This window comes from Arcobacter sp., assembly GCF_050300555.1.
GTDB lineage: Bacteria > Campylobacterota > Campylobacteria > Campylobacterales > Arcobacteraceae > Arcobacter.
In genome coordinates, this window is sequence record NZ_JBNKXY010000005.1 from 143,166 (window position 1) to 163,902 (window position 20,737).

At 25.6% G+C, this 20,737-nt stretch carries 17 protein-coding genes; 10 read left to right on the top strand and 7 right to left on the bottom strand.

The window, feature by feature from the left end; all coding sequences use genetic code 11:
- The first annotated feature begins 615 nt into the window (after positions 1-615).
- The 5 genes from ACQY5W_RS05500 (at position 616) to ACQY5W_RS05520 (ending at position 5,232) form a co-directional block, all read left to right on the top strand.
- Positions 616-2,475, top strand: coding sequence for a 7TM diverse intracellular signaling domain-containing protein (locus tag ACQY5W_RS05500; protein ID WP_428023948.1), 1,860 nt, complete (start codon positions 616-618; stop codon positions 2,473-2,475).
- Positions 2,450-3,139, top strand: a complete 690-nt coding sequence (locus ACQY5W_RS05505) for a response regulator (RefSeq protein WP_428023949.1) — start codon at positions 2,450-2,452, stop codon at positions 3,137-3,139. The genes ACQY5W_RS05500 and ACQY5W_RS05505 overlap by 26 nt, the downstream gene beginning before the upstream one ends.
- Before the next feature lie 103 nt (positions 3,140-3,242).
- Positions 3,243-4,004 (top strand): N-acyl amino acid synthase FeeM domain-containing protein, encoded by a 762-nt coding sequence (locus ACQY5W_RS05510; protein WP_428023950.1) that lies wholly within the window; start codon positions 3,243-3,245, stop codon positions 4,002-4,004.
- A gap of 93 nt (positions 4,005-4,097) precedes the next feature.
- Positions 4,098-4,787 (top strand): response regulator, encoded by a 690-nt coding sequence (locus tag ACQY5W_RS05515; protein ID WP_428023951.1) that lies wholly within the window; start codon positions 4,098-4,100, stop codon positions 4,785-4,787.
- A 67-nt stretch (positions 4,788-4,854) separates the two neighbouring features.
- On the top strand, positions 4,855-5,232 hold the full coding sequence (locus tag ACQY5W_RS05520) for a DUF302 domain-containing protein (protein WP_428023952.1): 378 nt from the start codon (positions 4,855-4,857) through the stop codon (positions 5,230-5,232).
- 17 nt (positions 5,233-5,249) lie between these two features.
- Here ACQY5W_RS05520 and ACQY5W_RS05525 read toward each other — a convergent pair whose 3' ends face one another.
- Positions 5,250-6,530 (bottom strand): M20/M25/M40 family metallo-hydrolase, encoded by a 1,281-nt coding sequence (locus tag ACQY5W_RS05525; protein ID WP_428023953.1) that lies wholly within the window; start codon positions 6,528-6,530, stop codon positions 5,250-5,252.
- Positions 6,531-6,666: 136 nt separating this feature from the next.
- On the opposite strand from ACQY5W_RS05525, the gene ACQY5W_RS05530 reads away from it, so the two are divergent.
- The gene (locus ACQY5W_RS05530) at positions 6,667-8,451 is read left to right on the top strand and encodes an HD domain-containing phosphohydrolase (protein ID WP_428023954.1); all 1,785 of its coding nucleotides are present in this window, start codon (positions 6,667-6,669) and stop codon (positions 8,449-8,451) included.
- 16 nt (positions 8,452-8,467) lie between these two features.
- On the opposite strand, the gene ccsA is transcribed toward ACQY5W_RS05530, so the two are convergent.
- Entirely contained in the window at positions 8,468-11,278 is a 2,811-nt protein-coding gene (gene ccsA / locus ACQY5W_RS05535) for a cytochrome c biogenesis protein CcsA (RefSeq protein ID WP_428023955.1), read from the bottom strand.
- A 97-nt stretch (positions 11,279-11,375) separates the two neighbouring features.
- Between ccsA and cmoB the strand changes: the two genes are divergently transcribed.
- Positions 11,376-12,335 (top strand): tRNA 5-methoxyuridine(34)/uridine 5-oxyacetic acid(34) synthase CmoB, encoded by a 960-nt coding sequence (gene cmoB, locus ACQY5W_RS05540; protein WP_428023976.1) that lies wholly within the window; start codon positions 11,376-11,378, stop codon positions 12,333-12,335.
- Here cmoB and ACQY5W_RS05545 read toward each other — a convergent pair.
- Together ACQY5W_RS05545 and ACQY5W_RS05550 are read right to left on the bottom strand one after the other, a co-directional pair.
- A complete protein-coding gene (locus ACQY5W_RS05545) occupies positions 12,332-13,300 on the bottom strand; it encodes a GGDEF domain-containing protein (protein ID WP_428023956.1) in 969 nt (322 codons plus the stop codon). The two genes, cmoB and ACQY5W_RS05545, sit on opposite strands and share 4 nt — an antisense overlap.
- A gap of 83 nt (positions 13,301-13,383) precedes the next feature.
- Positions 13,384-13,977, bottom strand: coding sequence for an MBL fold metallo-hydrolase (locus tag ACQY5W_RS05550; RefSeq protein ID WP_428023957.1), 594 nt, complete (start codon positions 13,975-13,977; stop codon positions 13,384-13,386).
- Between the two features lie 59 nt (positions 13,978-14,036).
- Here ACQY5W_RS05550 and ACQY5W_RS05555 point away from each other — a divergent pair, with 59 nt between their 5' ends.
- Both ACQY5W_RS05555 and ACQY5W_RS05560 read left to right on the top strand, forming a co-directional pair.
- Positions 14,037-14,858 carry a ferritin-like domain-containing protein gene (locus tag ACQY5W_RS05555; RefSeq protein ID WP_428023958.1) on the top strand — a complete coding sequence of 274 codons (822 nt, stop codon included), beginning with the start codon at positions 14,037-14,039 and terminating at the stop codon, positions 14,856-14,858.
- A gap of 50 nt (positions 14,859-14,908) precedes the next feature.
- The gene (locus tag ACQY5W_RS05560; protein ID WP_428023959.1) at positions 14,909-16,144 is read left to right on the top strand and encodes a response regulator; all 1,236 of its coding nucleotides are present in this window, start codon (positions 14,909-14,911) and stop codon (positions 16,142-16,144) included.
- 11 nt (positions 16,145-16,155) lie between these two features.
- Here the strand turns inward: ACQY5W_RS05560 and pdxH are convergent, their stop codons facing one another.
- The 3 genes from pdxH to dnaJ are packed head-to-tail and all read right to left on the bottom strand — an operon-like array spanning position 16,156 to position 20,014.
- Positions 16,156-16,797 carry a pyridoxamine 5'-phosphate oxidase gene (gene pdxH, locus ACQY5W_RS05565; RefSeq protein WP_428023960.1) on the bottom strand — a complete coding sequence of 214 codons (642 nt, stop codon included), beginning with the start codon at positions 16,795-16,797 and terminating at the stop codon, positions 16,156-16,158.
- 47 nt (positions 16,798-16,844) lie between these two features.
- Positions 16,845-18,821, bottom strand: coding sequence for an ATP-binding protein (locus tag ACQY5W_RS05570; RefSeq protein WP_428023961.1), 1,977 nt, complete (start codon positions 18,819-18,821; stop codon positions 16,845-16,847).
- Positions 18,822-18,877: 56 nt separating this feature from the next.
- Positions 18,878-20,014 (bottom strand): molecular chaperone DnaJ, encoded by a 1,137-nt coding sequence (gene dnaJ, locus ACQY5W_RS05575; protein WP_428023962.1) that lies wholly within the window; start codon positions 20,012-20,014, stop codon positions 18,878-18,880.
- A 77-nt stretch (positions 20,015-20,091) separates the two neighbouring features.
- Here dnaJ and recR point away from each other — a divergent pair, with 77 nt between their 5' ends.
- Positions 20,092-20,664 (top strand): recombination mediator RecR, encoded by a 573-nt coding sequence (gene recR / locus ACQY5W_RS05580; RefSeq protein ID WP_428023963.1) that lies wholly within the window; start codon positions 20,092-20,094, stop codon positions 20,662-20,664.
- The last annotated feature ends 73 nt before the right edge of the window (positions 20,665-20,737 follow it).

Consider the following 20,737-nt stretch of genomic DNA (forward strand, 5'->3'; position numbering starts at 1 on the left):
ATTAAATTAAATTAAACTAAAACATTTATCAGTATTAACGATACAGTATTTTATCATATGAATTGGTTAATTTTTATTGCTAGTATTGTTTGGGATTTAATTAAGCATTTACTAGGCTTTTAGCCTAGTAAACTAATTTTGGAATTGTTGCCTTTAATTAGCATTTAAAGGTTAATCTTAGTGAGATAGAGTGGTAAAAACTATTTGACGATAGTAATTACAACTAGTAGGATAAAAAAGCTTTATCTCTTTTCTCTTTTTAATTTTAGTAATAATTAAATTAAATTAAACTAAAACATTTATCAGTATTTTAAGATATTATCTTTTTCATCAAATAGTGTGGAAAAAAGTGTGGGAAATTTTAGATAAATATCATAAAATATATAAATAATGGTATAGTTTAGTACTAAAGTACTACGTTGACATCGTAGGGGTCACTGGTTCAAATCCAGTATCGAACACCATGTTTTTATGGTACTTATAGTAATTTTTTATTATCCTTTGAAAATTGTTCGGCTACCATTTCGCTACTAAAAAGATAAAATTAATAATTTATTTATATATTTGAATATTTATATAATGTATAATAATTTTATCAATTCTTAGGCATTATTTATGAAATATATACATATACTATTTTTTTTATTTTTTAATACTTTTATTTATGCTAATCCTTTAGTAATAAATGAAGATATTAAATCAATTGATTTATTATCTCATAGTGAAATTTATATAGATAAAAGTCGAAGTATTAGTTTTGAGGAGATTAAAAAATCTGAAAAACTATTTCAAAAAAATGATAAAAAGCTTTTAAGTTTTGGTTATTCTCCCAATTTTGATGTTTGGATAAAATTTACTTTAAAAAATAATTCAAATAAAGCAATAGAAAAAATTGTAGAGTATAATAATAGCTTAACAACTGAAATAATATTTTATGATGATTCTTCAAAAAAGATAGAAAAAGAGGGATTACTAAACATAAATAAAAATAGAAAATCTCTTACCCCAATATTTAAAATAAATATTCAAGCAAATGATACAAAAACATACTATATGAAAGTTTCTTCAATAGTAACAACACTTATTGTTAAACTTAAAATCTGGGATAGTTCAGCATTTTATGAAAAAGAGATAGTTCATCAATTCGTCTTAGCATTATTTTTTGGAGCAATGCTAATACTTACTATTTATAATCTTTTCATATACTTTTTTACAAAAGATATAAGTTATTTATATTATGTTTTATACATATTTGGAATTATTTTACACCATACTTTATATGTTGGTGTAGCATTTATTTATTTATTTAAACAAGAATGGATTATCTATATAGTTCACTCTGCATCACTTTTTGTATCTTTGCCAATTATCGCATTAAGTCTATTTACTAAATCCTTTTTGCAAATTAGTAAATATAAAATTCTAGATAAAATTCTTAGTGCATTTTTAATACTTTATTTTATATCAATACTCTTTTTTATTTTAACTGATGAATATAATAAATATAGAAGTATTATTCCTTTTATGTTGTTAAGTTACCTTATTGCTCTTAGTGTTTATAGTGCATTTAAGAAAAATCGCCAAGCATACTTTATATTAGTTGGTTGGTTTATGATATTTATAGCAATAACATTTATGTTTTTATCTAGTGGAGGTGTTTTTAATATTTATAAATATTTCCCTTATTTTGTTGAAACTTCGCTTATTTTGGAAGGTATTGTATTTTCTATAGCATTAGCTGATAGAATAAATAGCTTACAAAAAGAGAAACAAGAAGTAAATCAAAAACTTATAATTCAACAGGAAAATGAAAAACAAAAATTAGAATTACTTGTAAATGAAAAAACAAATAATTTAAAAGTTGCATTGGATGAAAAGGGTTTATTACTAAAAGAATTAAACCATAGAGTAAAAAATAATATGCAAACAATAGTATCTTTAATAAGGCTTCAAAGTGATGGTATAGAAGATGATAAATATAAAGATATACTAGAAACTATACAAAATAGAATTAATGCTATGGGACATCTACATGAGCTTTTATATAATCAAAATGATATTTCAGACATAAATGCCTATGAATATTTTGAAATGCTTATAGAAGAGATAAAAGATAGCTATGAAAGTGATATTGAAATAGTTTTTGATATTAAAACTAGACTTAAAGTTGAGCATGCAATATATTGTGGACTTATATTAAATGAACTTATGACAAACTCATTTAAATATGCCTTTCCAAATAAAAAAGGTCAAATAAATGTAAAACTTTATAAAGAGAATCATAAAATAAAATTGATTTTTAGTGATAATGGAGTAGGGTATATTCAGGAAAAAAACTCTAATTCCCTTGGGCTAATTTTAATTGATACTTTAACTCGAAAACAACTTAAAGGTGAAATAATTATTAAATCCGATAATGGAGTTATTGTAAATATTAATTGGAATGAAAATGAAACTCAAAGTTTTAATAGTTGAAGATGAGACAATTGTTGCCCTTGATATAAAAAATGTACTAATAAGCTTAGGTTTAATTGTAACTAATAGTGTTACAAACCATGATGACGCACTTATTTCTGTTAAAAATGATGAGCCAGATATTATATTGATGGATATAAATTTAGAAAATAGTAAAGATGGCATAGAAACAACACAAAGTATTCAAAAGTATAAAAATATTCCAATAATATATTTAACTGCATTTAGTGATGATTTAACTATAAATCGTGCAATAGAAACAAATCCTTTACACTATATGATCAAACCGTTTAGAAGAGATGAACTTAAATCAACTATACAACTAGCAATATATAAAATAAATCAAGAAAAAAACGAACAATATGAAAAAAATAATTTCTTTAAATTAGGGAATGGATACTATTATGATATTGAATATGAAGCATTATATTATAAAGATATGCCTATAAAATTAGGAGTAAAAGAGAGACAATTATTATCTTTGTTAATTGCTGCTAGGGGAAATATAATTCCTTTTGATAAACTTATTTATGAGATTTGGCCAAGTGAGTTTGTATCTGATAGCACATTAAGAACACTTATTTATAGATTAAGAACTAAACTGGAGTATAAACTAATAGAAACAATCCCTGCCTTTGGATGTAAACTTACTCCAAAATCATAACTTACACTCATTATAAAACAATTTACTATTAACAAAAAACTGTGACGCTATATGTGACGCTACAGTTATAAACTTTTTCTAATCTAAAACTTAGGATAGAAAAATGACAAACATAAACAAAAACATCACATTAAATCAGTTTCAAGAATTAATTGAGAAAAATCTAAATAAAAGTTTAGATTATATGTCAGATGATTTTAATTATCAACAAAAACAAGCCCTTGAATTATTTAGAAAAAGGATTTTTCTAGAAGAGATTATAGAGGAGACTATATCTTTTAACAAAAGTTTATCTTGGGATAATAAAAATGACAATTTAAAATTAACTAAAAGTGCCGAAGAGTTAATTGAAGTTTTTAAGCTAAGAAGTGAAGTTTATGCACAAATGGGATATCAAAATGATTTTCCAGATGTCCTTGAAGGATTAAATTTTGATTTATTTGATAAAAAATCTGCGATAATTTATTATAAAATTAATCAAGAATATACTGGTACTTGTAGGCTAATATTTGATTCAACAAATAAATTACCATCAGATAAAGAATACTCTTTTGATGAAATTAGAAAAAAGTATGGAATAATAGGTGAAATATCAAGAAATGCTGTAAAAAATAATCAATCAAAAGGTTTAGGCTTAGAGTTTAAATATCTTATGGCTGGAATACACAACGTATTTGTAAATAATAATATAGATATTACAGTTTCTGCAATGAGAAAAGAACACTATAAATTATTTTCAAAATTTGGTGGTATAGATATTATCGAAGAGATAAATGAGTATGGTAATCTAAAAACTCCTTGCGTAGTAATATATTGGAATCCTTCTGAAGCTTCTACCTTTTTTAAGAAAGCATTTTTAAAATAAATAATATTATAAATATATTTTATTGTCACAGCATATGTGACAATAAAATGTTATAATTTTAGAGTAATTAAAAACAACTAAAGAGAATAAAAAATGAATAAAACTAAAATATTGATTGTAGAAGATGAGAGCATAGTTGCTCTTGATATGAAAAATACTTTGACAAAATTTAATTATGAAGTTAGTAATTGTGTTACAAATTATAATGATGCAATTGTTAGTGTTAAAACAAATAGACCAGATATAATACTAATGGATATAAATTTAGGTGATAGTAAAGATGGTATCGAAGTGGTAGAAGAAATCCACTCTTTTGATAATATTCCAGTTATTTATGTAACTGCTTTTTCAGATGAAAATACTTTAAAAAGAGCAATTAAAACAAATCCAGTGAGTTATTTATTAAAACCTTTTAAAAGAGAAGAGTTAAATTCAAATATAATGTTAGGATTATATAAAAATAACAAAAACTTAAAAAGTACAATAAATGAGAAATATCATAATTTAGGAAATAATTACTATTTTGATAATAATCAAGAAAAATTGTATTATAAAGATTTACCAATAAAACTAGGTGCAAAAGAGATAACACTTTTAAAAATTCTTATTGAAGCAAAGGGAGAAATTGTACCTTTTAAAGAATTGGAAACACGTATTTGGGATAGTAACACTATTTCAGACAGTACTTTAAGAACATTGATATATAGATTAAGAGGAAAATTGGAGTATAAAATAATAGAGACAATTCCAAATGAAGGATGTAAGATTTTAGAAGTTAATTAAAAGTAGTTTTTAAAGCTTTTAGTTATACTTCCAGTCAAAATTAACATTATTTGAATTAGGATTTAAAATGGTATATATTGAAAAAAGTGAAAAAAGTGTACAAGAAGTTGTTGATAAAATACAAGAGATAATTTCAACTTATAAATTTGGTGTTCAACATATTCATAATATAAAACAAACGTTAAACTCAAAAGGAATTGATTTTAAAAATGAGTGCCAAGTATTAGATATTTGTAGCCCAAAAGTTGCAGAAAACTTTTTATCAAATGACATGAGTTTAAGTTCAATAATGCCATGTAAAATTTCTGTTTATGAAGAAGATGGAGAAACGACTGTTGCAATTAATTCATTAGTACAACTTGTAGATGATATAAATCCAGATATGACAGATATAGCACAAGAGGTTCAAAAAACTATACTTAAAATAATAGAAGAGGCTATATAGCCTCTTCTATTATTGTTTTATAAAACTATTTCATTTACAATTTTATATAAGTTTTCAATAGAATTAATACTTACTTTTTCATTGTAAGAGTGAGGATTATAGATATTTGGACCTATTGATGCAACTTTTAAATGAGGAAATTTTTCTTTAAAAATAGCACATTCCAATCCTGCATGTATAGCTCTAAATTCTGCTTTTGGATTATGTTTTTTATATATTTCATATACTGTTTGGGTAAACTCATTTTTATCTGGTTTCCAAGCAGGGTATTTACCTTTAGATTCAACCTCAAAATTATGTTTTTTTAAATCTTCACAAGTTTTAGTTTTTATTTCATTTAATTTATTATTATCCATTGATCTAGCACTTAATTTCAATACTATTTCATTTATTTGTGTTTTTACAATGGCTAAATTAATAGAAGTTTCTACAACACCTAACTCATCATTAAACTCTCTTACTCCATTTTCAAAATTATAAATAAAATCAATAATTTCATCACTATATAAATTAAAGTGTTGAGGGATTTCTTTAACTTCTTCAATAGTCATATTTTCGTGTGTAATTAAAGGAGGTGTTGATGTTGCAATTATTGCTTTGGCATTAGCAGGAATTGAATTAATTCTTTCTCCTCCATTAAAATCTAATAATTTACCATTATACTCTTTTATTGATTTTGCTATTAGTTTTAGGGCATTTGGTATGTTTTCATGGATATTTACTCCACTATGTCCACCCCTTAGTTTTGTAATTGATATTTCATACAGTTTTAGATTGTTTGTGTTTGGAACTAAGTTATGGCTTGAATGTTTTGCAATAATATCAACACCTCCTGCACATCCAATACAAATTTCTCCTTCTTCTTCTGAGTCAAGATTTAACATAAATTCAGATGTTATATCTAGTTTTATGTCATTTGCACCTATAAGTCCTATCTCTTCATCTGAAGTAAATAAATATTCTAAATCTTTATCTTGTGCCATTAAAGCTAACATATATGAACAACCAATTCCATTGTCAGCTCCAAGTGTTGAGTTTTTTGCCATATAATAGCCATCTTGTTCAATTATTTCAGGGATAGTATTATCAATTAAACAAACTATATCATAGTGTGATTGTAAACATATTTTTGATTTTGAATCTTTTTTTTTACATAATATATTATTTACGTTATCAACAAAATATTCGTAATTGTATTTTTTAGCATAATTTTTTACATAATCTATAAATTCATTGTGTGTTCCACTACATCTTGGTATGGCTGTTATTTCTTTAAATATTTCTTGAACTAAACTCAAAATTGACCTTTATATTTTTTGGTGATTATATCAAAAAGAGATTAGATTTAAAATAATTAATAAAAAAATTAAATTGTGACTTTTTTAAATTTTAAGATATAATAAATAAAGAAAAATGATTTTTTAGGTGGAAAATATGAAACTCTCACTAAAAAAGTTGCTTATCCTCTCTTTTTCTCTTGTTATTGTTATTTCTATGACTATAATATTATTAACAACATATTACACTACAAAAACAGCATTATCTCAACAATCATTTAAGATAATGGAAAATATATCTGAGTTTGCAATTGATAAATCAAAAACATATATGAATGTGGCCTCTGATGCTTCAAATCTAACAAAAAATTTAGAAAAAAAAGATGTAATTAGTATAAAAAATGAAAGTACGCTTATCAATTATTTTTATGAACAAATGAATATAAATCAATATTTCTCTGCAATTTATCATATATCTAGTGATGATACTTTTCTTATGCTACTTAAAAATGATAAGGGTTATTTAGAAAAAAGTATTAAATATATAGATAATAAAAAAATTGTAAAAATCTCTCAAAATGATAAATTCATGAATAAAATTAATGAAAAAATTTTAAGAAATGATATTTATAATCCAAAAAAAAGACCTTGGTATTTAAATGCCATTAAAAATAAAAAATCAACTTGGACTGAACCATATATCTTTTATACATCTAAAAAACCAGGTATTACAATATCAACTCCAATTTTTGATGAGAATAACAAATTAAGTGGCGTCATTGGAATTGATATTGAAATAGATAAACTAGCTACTTTTATTAATAATTTGAAATTAGGTGAGAATGGAAAGGTATTTTTAATCAATAAATCTTTAAAAATAATATCTTTACCAAGTGATAATAATACTTTAAAAAGTATTGATACCATTGATAGTAACAATTTAATTAAAAGTGCATATAATGAACTTACTAGAGTAAATAATAACAAAACTTTAGAAAAAGAGTTTTTTCTCTCTTTTACAAAAAATGAAGAAAATTATCAAGCTATGTTTTTACCTTTTAGAATAGGTGACTTGGAGTGGATTGTAGGTATGTATGTTTTAGAAGATGATTTTTTAGGTTTACTAAAAAAAAGTAATAATTTAAACATATTTTTTATTGTAATAATCACTTTTATTTCACTAATTATAAGTATTAAGATTTCAAAATATATTTCAAGTCCAATATCAAAACTAAGAGATATGACTGAAAAAATTGAGTTATTAAATTTAGACCATTCAAGTGTTAATCCAAACCCAATTAAAGAGATAAATGAACTTATTACATCTTTTAATAAAATGAAAGTTAATTTAAAAGAGTCTTATTTGGATACACTATTTAGATTAGCTGTTGCTGCTGAGTATAAAGACAATGATACAGCAGAGCATATTAATAGAATAGGTCTGTACTCGGAAGCTATTGCAAAAAAACTTGCTTTGTGTGAAGAAGATATTTATATATTAAAATATGCAAGTGCAATGCACGATATTGGAAAACTTGGTATTCCTGATAAAATATTATTAAAACCTGGAAAGCTAGATGCACAAGAGAGAATTATAATACAAACTCACCCAGAAATAGGTGCTGCCATTTTGGATAATCCCACTTCTGAAATTATGAAAGCAGGTAGAGATATATCATTGTATCACCATGAAAAATGGGATGGTACTGGATATCCAAAAGGTTTAAAAGGTGAAGAGATACCTATCTTTGCAAGAATAGTATCTATAGTTGATGTATTTGATGCTTTGATGTCAAAACGATGCTACAAGGAACCATTTGATGAAAATAAATCAAAAAATATTATTTTAGAAGGAAAGGGAACTTTTTTTGAACCAAAAATTGTAGATGCTTTTGAGGAGTGTTTTGATGAGTTGGTTAGTATTTCAAAATTAAATTCATAAAAACCTAAGTAAAAACTTAGGCTTTTAAATCTCTATTTTTATATGCTGCTACTATTGTTAGAAAAACAAGTGTAGTTGTAATATAAACCCACATAGGAATTGGTACAGGATCTCCAGTTGCATATGAGTGCATTCCAGATAAGTAAAAGTTTACTCCAAAGTAAGTCATTAAAATCGTACTAAATGCTAAAACAGAAGCAGTTGTTAATACAAATGGATTATTCAATGATTTAATAAATCTTAAGTGAACAACAATAGCATAAACAACAATTGATACATAAGCCCAAGTCTCTTTTGGATCCCATCCCCAATATCTACCCCAAGACTCATTTGCCCAAACTCCACCTAAAAAGTTCCCAACAGTAATCATACTTAAACCAATAATTAAAGACATTTCATTTATATAAGAAATATGTTTAATAGTTTCATCAAGATGTGGTTTATTTTTTCTAAAAATAAATAATATAAGGGTGATAAATCCAATAATTGCACTTAATCCAAAGAAACCATATGAAGCTGTTAAAACAGAAACATGGATAGTTAACCAATAAGATTTAAGTACAGGAACTAAGTTTGTAATTTGTGGATCAATACTTGTAAGATGTGCAGTAAACATAAAAATTGCTGCAACTATAACAGCAGCACTTAATGCAAGAAGTGATTTTCTAAAGAAAACAACACCTGCAAATACACCAGACCATGAAATATATAATAATGACTCATAAGTATTTGACCAAGGAGCATGTCCTGCTATTATCCATCTAAATCCCATTCCAAAGGTATGTATAGTAAATAGCAATGATAATACTAAAAATGCTACCAATGTAGTCTTTTTAGGTTGAATTTTAGGATTAAATACTACTACGAATGCAGTAACTAACATAATAAATCCAACAAATAAATAAGCTAAAGTAAGTTTTGGGAAAATATCTAGTTTATTAAATAAAATTTCATTTGATATCTCATTTTCAGTAGGTATTATTTTTTCACCAACTTTTCTTTGGTATGCGTAAATAAAATCTAGGTATTTACTTGCATTTTCCCAATCTTCCAAGATAATAGTATTTATAAATCCTCTAATCATAGTTTCTAAAGCTTTTTGTGCTTGACCTTGGAAATTTTGCATTGCATCTACTGGATTAAACCATTTTGTAGAACTTGGGTCATGGGGAGTAGGGAAGATATCAAATAAACTTCCATTAAATGTCATAAATGCAATATTTAATCTTTCATCAACTCTGATTACATCTTTTTCGTAAGTACCTCTTTGTGCAGGTTTTGTTGCAGCTGCTTTATTTATCTCATTTGCTAAGATATATTTTCCATCTTTAAAAACTTCAGCAAATGCAATATATTTTCTTGATTCATCTATTCCTAAATATTTTTTTAATCTTGGAGTAGTGATTTTAATCATTTTTACACTTCTCCAGATTTCTGGTCTAGAAATCATCCCTAATACGATTTGATCTGCAGTTAAACCAAACATACTCTTTTTACCAGATAATTTTAATAAAATTTCTTCATCTAAAGAACTAACAGGCTTCATTCTTCCACCTGAACTTTGCACAGTAAGGGTTCCAAACTTTGTTGCCAATTCTAAAGAGCTTTTTTTAAGCATATTTATATAATCTTCTGTATTTTTATACTCTTTAACAGTTGGTTGTTGTGGTTCTTGAGTTGTTGTTTGTTGTTGTTCTGCTGCATTTAGATTTGATACTGTAAATGTTAAACTTAATGCAACAAATAAAGTTGCTAAATTTTTATTTTTCATTTTATTTGCAAGTATCCAAAATCTTGATTGTTTACTAAATAAATTTAGTATAAGTCCCACAGTAAGTATAAAATATCCTAAATATGTAGGCCATTTACCTGGGTCATTATTTACTGATAGAACTGTACCTTTTTCATCTGGATCATATGAACTTTGAAAGAATAAAAAGTTTCCTTCGTGTAGTGTTCTATTCATAAAAATTCTATAATCATAAGATTTACCATTCTCTTCTAAAACAGTAACTTCTGAAGCATAAGATGATGGAGACATACTTCCTGGATATCTATCAAGTTGGAAATCATTTAATTTTATTGAAAAAGGTAATTTTAAAAGTTTTGAACCATACTCTAAAGATACAATTGTATTTCCAAAGTCTTCGATTCTTTCAACTCCTTTTTGTCCTCTTTTTCCTGGTAATTTAACTGTTTTTGTTACTCCATTTAGAGTTAATTCTACAGTTAAAATCCCCATCTCTGCCTTTCCTTTTTTGCTTACTGTATAATCAATATATTTTAAATCTAAATTATTATCTTTAAACTTTACATCATATTTAAAATCATTTAGTTTTTCTGCAAAAAGTTCTACAATCCCTGTTGTATTACTATCTTCCATTCCTTTTCTTAATGTAGAAGCAGCAAATTCTTTTTGAAATTCTTTATAAAAAGAGCTACCATCTTTTTGTTTTATATGAACTTGTAAAAAAGGTTCTAATGAGTACATCAAATTTTGTGTTTGACCTTCTCTTATTTGCATAATTCCTTCATAACCTGCATATCTTGTAACTGCTGCACCAATCAAAATTAAAACAAATGATGAATGAAATAGAAATTTTGCTTTTTGTTTCCACATTTTTCTTTTGTAAATTATTCCTATTAAATTTACAGTTGTAAGTAGTAAAAATGATTCATACCACCAATGGTTATATACAAGTACTCTTGCAGTTGAAGTTCCATAATCATTCTCAATAAAAGTTGCGATACCTGCTCCTAGTGCAAGTATTGCTAACAATATAATTGTAGTTTTAAATGAGAATAATATATCTAATATTTTAGTCAAAACATAAGTCCTTTTGTATTTTTTTTGTGTTTTATTATAATCAGGCTTTATTAATAAAATATTAACTATTTTAACTATAGTAAAATTTAGGAATTATATCAAAAGATATTTAAGAAATAATGATTATAATTCCATTATGAATGAACAATTAAAACAATTACAAAAAAAAAGAGTAGAGTGTCTTTCTTGGAAAAATATTAAGCCTTGGCATGAGCAACTTCTAAAGGCACAGAAAATTCAAAAAGACTCTTGTGAAGTTAAACTTGAAGATTGGCTTACTGTTGGTAAAGATGATGATTTAACAAATGATGAAAAAGAAGTTATTTTACAAACAGCAAAAACATTAATTCCATGGAGAAAAGGTCCTTTTAAACTATTTGGTTTGGAAATAGATAGTGAATGGCAAAGTAATATAAAATACAATCTTATAAGACCATATTTTAATCTAAAAGATAAAGTTGTAGCAGATATTGGCTGTAACAACGGTTATTATATGTTTAGGATGCTTGAAGATAAGCCTAAAAAACTTATAGGTTTTGATCCAAGTCCACTAACTATGCTTCAATTTGAATTTATAAATCATTTTGTAAAAAGTGATATTATATATGAAAAACTTGGAGTTGAGCATTTAGAAATTTACAATCATAGTTTTGATTTTATTTTTATGTTAGGTGTTTTATATCATAGACCAGATCCAGTTGGAACATTAAAACTTCTAAGAAATGCCTTAAATAAAGATGGAGAAGTTTTAATTGATACTTTTATGATAGATGGTGAAGAAGAAGTTGCCCTTACACCAAATGCTAGATATTCAAAAATACCAAATATCTATTTCGTTCCAACTATTCCTGCTCTTAAAAACTGGTTGAGTAGGGCAGGTTTTTGTGATATAGAAGTACTTGCTGTTACAGCTACATCTAGTGAAGAGCAAAGAAAGACAGAATGGTCTTTTGATCAAAGTTTGGAAGACTTTTTGGATCCAAATGATAAAACAAAAACAGTAGAGGGATATCCTGCACCAAAAAGAGTATATGTAAAAGCAAAAAAGAAGAATTAGAATAAATCTATATTATCTTCTTCTTTTATATCTTTAAAGGCTAGATAACTACTTCTACCTTTGTTTTTTGCTTCATAAAGTGCAGTATCAGAGTTTTTGATTACTTGATCAATCGTAGAAGTACTTGATTCAAATTTATCATAACCTATACAAATAGTTTTTTTAAGGGTTGCTTCTTCACTTATTTGTATTTCTATTTGTGCAAAATCTTCAATTAATTTTTCACAAATAGTTTTTATTTCAGACTCTATTGAAGTACTTAATATTGATACTAAAAATTCATCTCCTGAAAGTCTTGCAACTAAATCAAATTCTGAAATATTTGAGTGTATTACTTTAGCAAGTTCAATTAAAACTTTATCTCCTACATCATAATCAAATTCATCAATTACAGCTTTGAATCTATCTATTCCAATCATTAGGAAAAATACTTCATTTGTATCTTTATGTGATAAGTTTATTAGTTTATTAACATGTTCAGTTAGATATTGTCTATTATATACATTTGTTACAGAATCAATTGAATTCGCATGAATATAATTTTTCTTTAATATACCACTTTGAATAATCGGTGATATTTGAAAAAATGCTGATTCAATGGCACTATATTCAGCTTCTAAAACTGAATAATGAGTTTTTGATGTTGCAGAAAATGATACAATAGCATTTTGAGAAGTATGTGTATTTATGATGAAAAAGAAAGATTTTTCATCATCTAGATAAAATTCTTGTCCTTTTACATAGATATTTTCTTTCTTGTTGTTTTTCATATCAAATAAAGAAAAAGTAACATTGTCAATATTGTAATTTCTATTTAGCCATTCATAAATATCTTCAGCCATTTGTTTTATGTTCGAGGAATATTGAAGTTGTTCATATAGCTCATAAATTTTTTCTAAAGATTTAAAATCTTTTTCATTATTACAAGATGATTTAATTAAACTTAATATAGAGTTTTTTAACATACCTTCTTCTTTTTATGCAAGTTTCATTATATTATAATTGTTTTTATTTAAATTTAGGATTAAAATCTTATATTACCTAGTTTTTAGAGATAATTTAGCCAATTACTTAAAGAATCTTTTTCATTTTTTAATGTTGTTTTATCTCCATGACCTGGATAGATGTGAATGTCTTTTTCCCAAGATAAAACTTTTTTTATACTTTTTTTCATATTTTCTGGGCTTGAAAAAGGAAAATCAACCCTTCCTATTGTACCTTTAAATATAAAATCACCTGTAAAAAGGTTACCATTTATTTCTATAGCTGAACAACCTGGTGTGTGACCAGGAAAAAAGTGATATTTAACTTTTATACCCTCTATTTCAAACTCTTCATCACCATCTACTAAGACATCTGGATTACTTGGAGTCATCCCAAATCCATAAGGATCTTTTTGAAGCATAAAGGCATCATCTTTTGGACAATAAATTTTTAAACCAAACTCTTGACTAACTTCATGATTTGACCATACATGATCAAAATGTCCATGGGTATTTAAAATTACAATTGGATTTTTAACATTTGCTTTTATCCAAGGCATTGCTCCAACACCTGGATCTATTATAAAATCTTTGTCATCAACTGTAACTATGTAGCAATTTGTTTGATAATCACCCATAGGCTTTATTTTTATATCCATTTTAAACCTTATTAGATAGAATCTATTTTCGAATGATTATATCAATTTAGAGGTAATAAGTGAATTATTTTGAGAGTTTAGAAGAGATTTTATTAACAAGTAATCCAAAAGAAAAATTTAAAAAATTTGAATTTTTTTATGAAAAATTTTTAAATAAAAGTTTTAATTTTGATTTGGATTATGAACCAAAACCATTAGATGAACCATCTTATATAAATCTTATGAAAATAGTTCTTCCAAAAGAGGTACGTACAAGAAAATATTTTGATACAAATGAAGGGAAAGGTAGTTTGTTGCATACTATAGCACATATAGAATACAGTGCAATTGATTTGGCACTTGATGCCGCTTTTAGATTTAAAAACTTACCTGATGATTATTATAAAGATTGGCTAGAAGTTGCAAGTGATGAAATAAGACATTTTTTGATGATAGAAGAGATTATGAAAAAAGTAGGGTATAAGTATGGTGATTTTGAAGTACATACAAATCTTTTTGAAGCCATGAAAAAAACTAATACTTTAGTTGAAAGAATGGCAATAGTTCCAAGATATCTTGAAGCCAATGGACTTGACCAAAATCCAAAAATAATGAAAAAACTTGATTCAAATCCAGACGAAATAAACAAAGAAATTTTAAAAGTATTAAATATTATTTTAGAAGAAGAAATAGACCATGTTTTTAAAGGAGATAAGTGGTTTAAATTTGCTTGTGAAAAAGAGAACTTAGATGTGGAAAATACATATTTAGAACTTATAGAAAAATATTATCCAGGAAGTACAGAAGGTAAAAAGCCAGATATGAACTTTGAAGCAAGAAAAAAAGCTGGATTTTCTTGTAATGAATTAAAAAGATTAGCAAATAAAAAAAATTGTTTTTAAGTAATTTTCTTTTAATCTAGTATAAAGTAGAATCACAAGAAGGGGATATTATGAATAATAATTTTTTAAATGAAATAAAAATATTAGTTGTTGAAGATTCAGAAACTGATAGATTAACTTTAGTAAATATATTAAAGAAATATTTTTCAAATATTATTGAAGCTTCAGATGGAGAAGTTGCCTATGAATTATTTAAAAAAAATTTAGATATCGATATTATTATTTCTAATATAAATATGCCCAAAATTTCTGGGATAGATTTTTTAAAGCTTGTAAGAACATCTGATATGAATTTACCATTTATTTTTATTACGGGGAGACTTGAACCAGAAATCTTATTAAAAGCAATAGATTTAAATGTAAGCTCTTATATTTCAAAACCAATTAATGCTATATCATTATTAGAAAAAATAGATTTTCTTTGTGAAAAAAAATATTATGAAAAAAAATTAATTAAAAACCAGCAAGAAATTGAATTTTATCTTGAAGCAGTTGATAAAGTAGCATTAATTTTTAAAATGTATGGGGATGGTAAAATTTCATATATGAATAATGCTATGCTTGAAGTATTAGGTTATGAAGAAGAGAAAATCAAAAAATTATATTTTGATGAAATAATTCATCCTGATATACCACGGAAATATATTGATGATACTTGGGAACATGTTAAAAATGGGAAGTTATGGAAAGGAAATACTAAATTTATAACTAATAATAAAGAGATATTTTATTTAAATAATACAGTTTTTAGAATAAATAATGAGAAAGAAGAGTTTATTACAATTGGGTTTTTAACAACTAAAGAGAATTTGGAGAAGAGAGATTTTCATAAAAAAGTAATTTTGAAATTTCAAGAATCAAATAGAAGAGAATTTGAATTAAAATCTATGAATGCTGAACTTCAAGAAAAAATTGAAAAACTAAAAGCATTATGTAAAGAGTGCGAAGATAGTATAAAATCATTAAAAGAAAAAAATGCTTTAAATGTAAGGCAATTGAAACACTATGAACTTCAAGGGGATAATTTAACTCAAAAATATGAAAAGTTTATGAATTCTAAAAAAGATGAAATAGAAAATTATATTAAGAGTTTAAATATTGAGAAGAAAAAAAATGAAAAATTAACTTTTCAAAAAGAAGAACTTTTAGAATTATTAGGGCATTTAAAAGAAAAAAATAAAAATAATGAAGAGGAAATAAGGCTTAAAAATATTAAGATTAATAATTTAAATGAGTTGCTTCTAAAAAAAGAGGAAAGTAGTAAAAATAAAAAAAGTTTTTTTTGATTTAAATTAATTTATGGAGCTAAACGATTTATTTCCCAAGTAGTATCTTCTAGTAGTTTGTATTCAAATCTATCATGCAGTCTATCTTTCCCTCCCTGCCAAAATTCTATAACTTCTGGTTTTATAATATAACCACCCCAAAAAGAAGGGAAAGGAATTTCGCCTTTTATAAATTTGTTTTTTATCTCATCAAATTTTGCTTCAAGTAAACTTCTTGAACTAATAATCTCGCTTTGATGAGAAACCCAAGCTCCTATTTGGCTACCTTTTGGTCTTGATAAAAAGTATTTTAAAGAGTCTGTTTTGCTTATTTTTTCAATAGAGCCTTCAATTTTAACTTGTCTTTCTAATTCTAACCATGCAAAATGAATTGCAGCATGGGGATTTTCTTCTATTTGCCAAGCTTTTTTGCTTTTGTAATTTGAAAAAAATACAAAGCCATTTTCATCATATAGTTTTAAAAGTACCGTTCTAATAGATGGTTTCATATCCGTACCAACTGTTGCTAGACTCATGGCATTTGGTTCCAAAATATTTGCATCTAAGGCCTGCTTAAACCATAGTTCAAATTGTTTTATTGGTGAGTCTAACAAGTCATTTCTTCTTAGACCTTTTGTTGTGTATTCTTGTCTTAACTTAGATAGGTCTTTCATTTATTCTCCATTTGGAAAACGTGTAAAATAGTTTTATATTAAATGTATTATGAATTTTTAATTTTTATTGAAACTTTAGTACATTTATCAAACTTTTTATTTTCAAAGGTATATTCACAATTTTCAATGTAAATTTCACCACCTATACTTTGTGTGATAATTTTGTGTGTCATATAAAGCCCCAATCCCGTACCTTGTGTTTTATGTTTTGTTGTAAAATATGGTTCAAAAACTCTATTTAAAATATTTTTTGCTATTCCACCACCATTATCAATAACTTCTATATAGATTATATTATCACAATTTAGTGTGTTTATTTGTATATATCTTTTTGAGTTAGTGATATTTTTTAAAGCATCTTTTGAGTTATTTAAAATATTTAAAATAACTTGTTTTAATTCATTTTCATAAGTATTAATTGTATTATTTTTATCAACATTTTCGATTATTGTAATTTCATGTATTTTAAAACTACTTTCAAGAATATTTAATACCTTTTCAATATTTGAATATAACACAAACTCATTTTTCTTTTTGTCTTTTTTTAAAAAGTCTTGAAAATCATCAATTGTTTGTGAAAGGAACTGTGTAGTTTCATTTATGCTATCTAATGATTTTGTTAAGGTTATATCATCTAGTTGTCCAAACTCTTTTTGAAGTTTTAAACCAGAAGCAAATGTTGAAATAATACTAAGTGGCTGTCTCCATTGATGGGCAATATTTCCTATCATTTCTCCCATACTTGCAAGCTTAGATTGATTTATTAAAATTGATTCTTTTTCTTTTATTTCACTAATATCTACTATAGAAATAATATATGATTCTAAATTTTTAAAAGTGCTTTTTTTAGATTTTACTATACAAGGAAAAGTTTCTTTAGAACTTTTAACTCCAATTAGTTCATATGTTTTTGATTCGTTTCTATTTACAATTCTTTGAATTGTTTCTCGATTATAATTTAAGAAAAGATTATTTAATTTTAAACTCTCAATATCTTTTGGTTTTAAATTAAACATTTTAAGCATTTCATTATTTGTAAATACTATTTTAGAATTTTGAACTATTAATATTCCTTCAATAGTTAAATCAACTAAACTTATAAAATTATTCAAACTATTTTCTAATTCATTTTTTGTTTCATTTAATTTTTTTTGATATTTAAGTAATTGGCTATTTTTGTATAAAATAATTATTATAACAATAAATAAAGGAAGAAAAAATTTCCATAAAATTGAATAATCAAAGGGCTCAACATATTTTATATTTGCCCATTTTGTATATATTTTGTTTTTTTCTTCAAGTGAAATATTAGATAGAGTTTTATTTATAATTGATACTAGAGGTTTATAATCATCTCGTACCATCATTTGCAATGCAAAATTTACATTAGTACTTCCAGAAATTTTTAAATTTGTAAAACCAAATTTATTAATATTATGCGACAATACAGGCATTATTTCTGCTATTGCATATATTTCATTATTGGATAGTTTATTCAAACCATCAATCAAATTATCAATAAATACAAAAGTCAAATAAGGATACTTTTCTTTTAAAAGAGTATGTGCAGTATGATTTTTACCTACACCAATTTTTTTATTTTTAATCTCTATAATATCAGTAATAAAATTTACATTTTCTTTTGTTGCGATACCTATTGGTGCACTGTAATAAACATCAGAAAATATAGCGTATTTTTCTCTTTCTAAAGTTTTTGAAGTAGTGATGATAATATCATCTTTTTTATTTTTTATAGAATTTAAAGCATCATTAAAGTTCTTTTTTATTTCAGTTTTATATTTGATGCCATTTGCTTTTACAATGAATTCCCAAAAATCAAATCCTAAACCTTTTGCTTTGTTATTTTCTTTGAAGCTTAAAGGTGCCCAATTATCAGTGTAAGCAACATTGATTTTTTTAGTTTTAATAAAATTAATTTCTTCATCTGTAAGATTATTTGCAGTAATTGTTTGGGCATTTAAACTTATAATAAAAAGGGAAAAAAGAGTTAAAAATTTACTCATACACAAACCTTAACACGATAATATAAAATATTACCGTGTTTAACTTAATATATATATTATTTAAACCAACTTTTTACTTTATCAAACATATTTTCAAAGTTTCTTTCATGTGGTTTACTCTCTATTCCAAAACTCTCTTGTAGTTTCTCTAATAGCTCTTTTTGTTCTTCATTTATTTTTTTAGGATATTTAATTTTAATTTGAACAATTAAATCACCTTTTCCATGACCTTGAACAGATTTTACACCTTCATTTTTAAACTTAAACTGCTCTTTATCTTTTGTTCCCATTGGAATATCTAAAGATAATTCACCTCTAAGTCCTGGAATTGTTATAGTATCACCAAGTGCAACTTGGGTGAAAAATAGTGGAACTTCAATATAAATATCGTTGTCATGTCTAATATAATGAGGGTCTTCTTTTACATTGATTTGTAAATATAAATCACCTCTTATACCATCAGGAGCAATATTACCTTTGTTTGATACTCTGATTCTATTTCCATCATTTACACCTTCAGGAACATCAACATTAAATTTTTCTTCTTTTTCTTCATATCCTGTTCCAGAACATTTTTTACATCTATTAGCAACAGATTCACCACTACCATTACATGTTGGACATGTTTGAGCAAATGTCATAAAACCTTGTCTAGTGTGAACTTGTCCTTGACCAGCACAAGTTTTACAAGTAGATAATTTACCATCTTGTGCACCTGTTCCACTACAAGATTTACATGCTGTTTTATATTTATAAACAACTTCTTTTTTACATCCAAAAACTGCTTCGTTGAATTCAACTTTTAATTCAACTCCAATATCTAAATTATAACTATATGTTTTTTTCTGACTTCTTCTTTGTCCACCGCCAAAGCCACCAAAACCAGCTTGTCCAAACATCTCTTCAAAAATTGAACTTAAATCTTCAAATCCACCAGAACTAAAGCCACCTCTACCTTGACCATGTCCTTCTAGTCCTGCTTTTCCATATCTATCGTATAGTGCTCTTTTTTCTTCATCACTTAAGACTTGATATGCTTCATTAATTGCTTTAAATCTTTCTTCTGCTTCTTTATCATCCGGGTTTTTATCAGGATGGTACTTCATGGCCATTTGTCTATAAGCTTTTTTTATAGTACTTTTATCAGCGCTTTTTGTTACTTCTAATAATTCATAATAATCTATGTCTAACAAAGTATTTCTCCTTTTATTATTTTAAAAAACTTCGCGATTTTATCTAATAAATGATAAATTTTTGATATAATCGCCAAATGAAACTTGGATTAAATAAATTTTATGATTTGGTAGAAGCCTTTGAGTCTTTGCCAACCATTGGAAAAAAATCAGCACAAAGACTTGCTTATCATATTGTAATGAGTGATAATTATTGTGGTATTAAAATCGCACATAGTATAGAAAATGCACTAAAATCCATAAGAAAATGTTCCAATTGTGGTTGCATGAGTGAGCATGAGATTTGTGAAATTTGTCTAGATGAAGACAGAGAACCAACTTTTTTATGTATTGTTCAATCAGCTAAAGATATTTTTACAATAGAAGAGTCAAAACAGTTCAATGGTAAATATTTTGTAGTATCTCATTTGGACGAAGAAATTTTAGATAAGCTTATTTTATTTATTAAAAATAACCAAGTAAAAGAGATCCTTTTTGCTATCTCTCCTTCTTTATCAAATGATGCTTTTATTTTGTTTATTGAAGATAGGTTAAAAGGTTTTAATCTTAATTTTACAAAGATAGCTCAAGGTGTTCCTACTGGAGTAAGTTTAGAAAATGTTGATATTTTATCATTGGCAAAAGCAATAGAGAGCAAAGTGTTAATATAATATGGAAGAAAGAATTATATGTCAAAAGTGTATTTATTACTATGTTACTTGGCAAGGTGGTAGGGCTCATGGA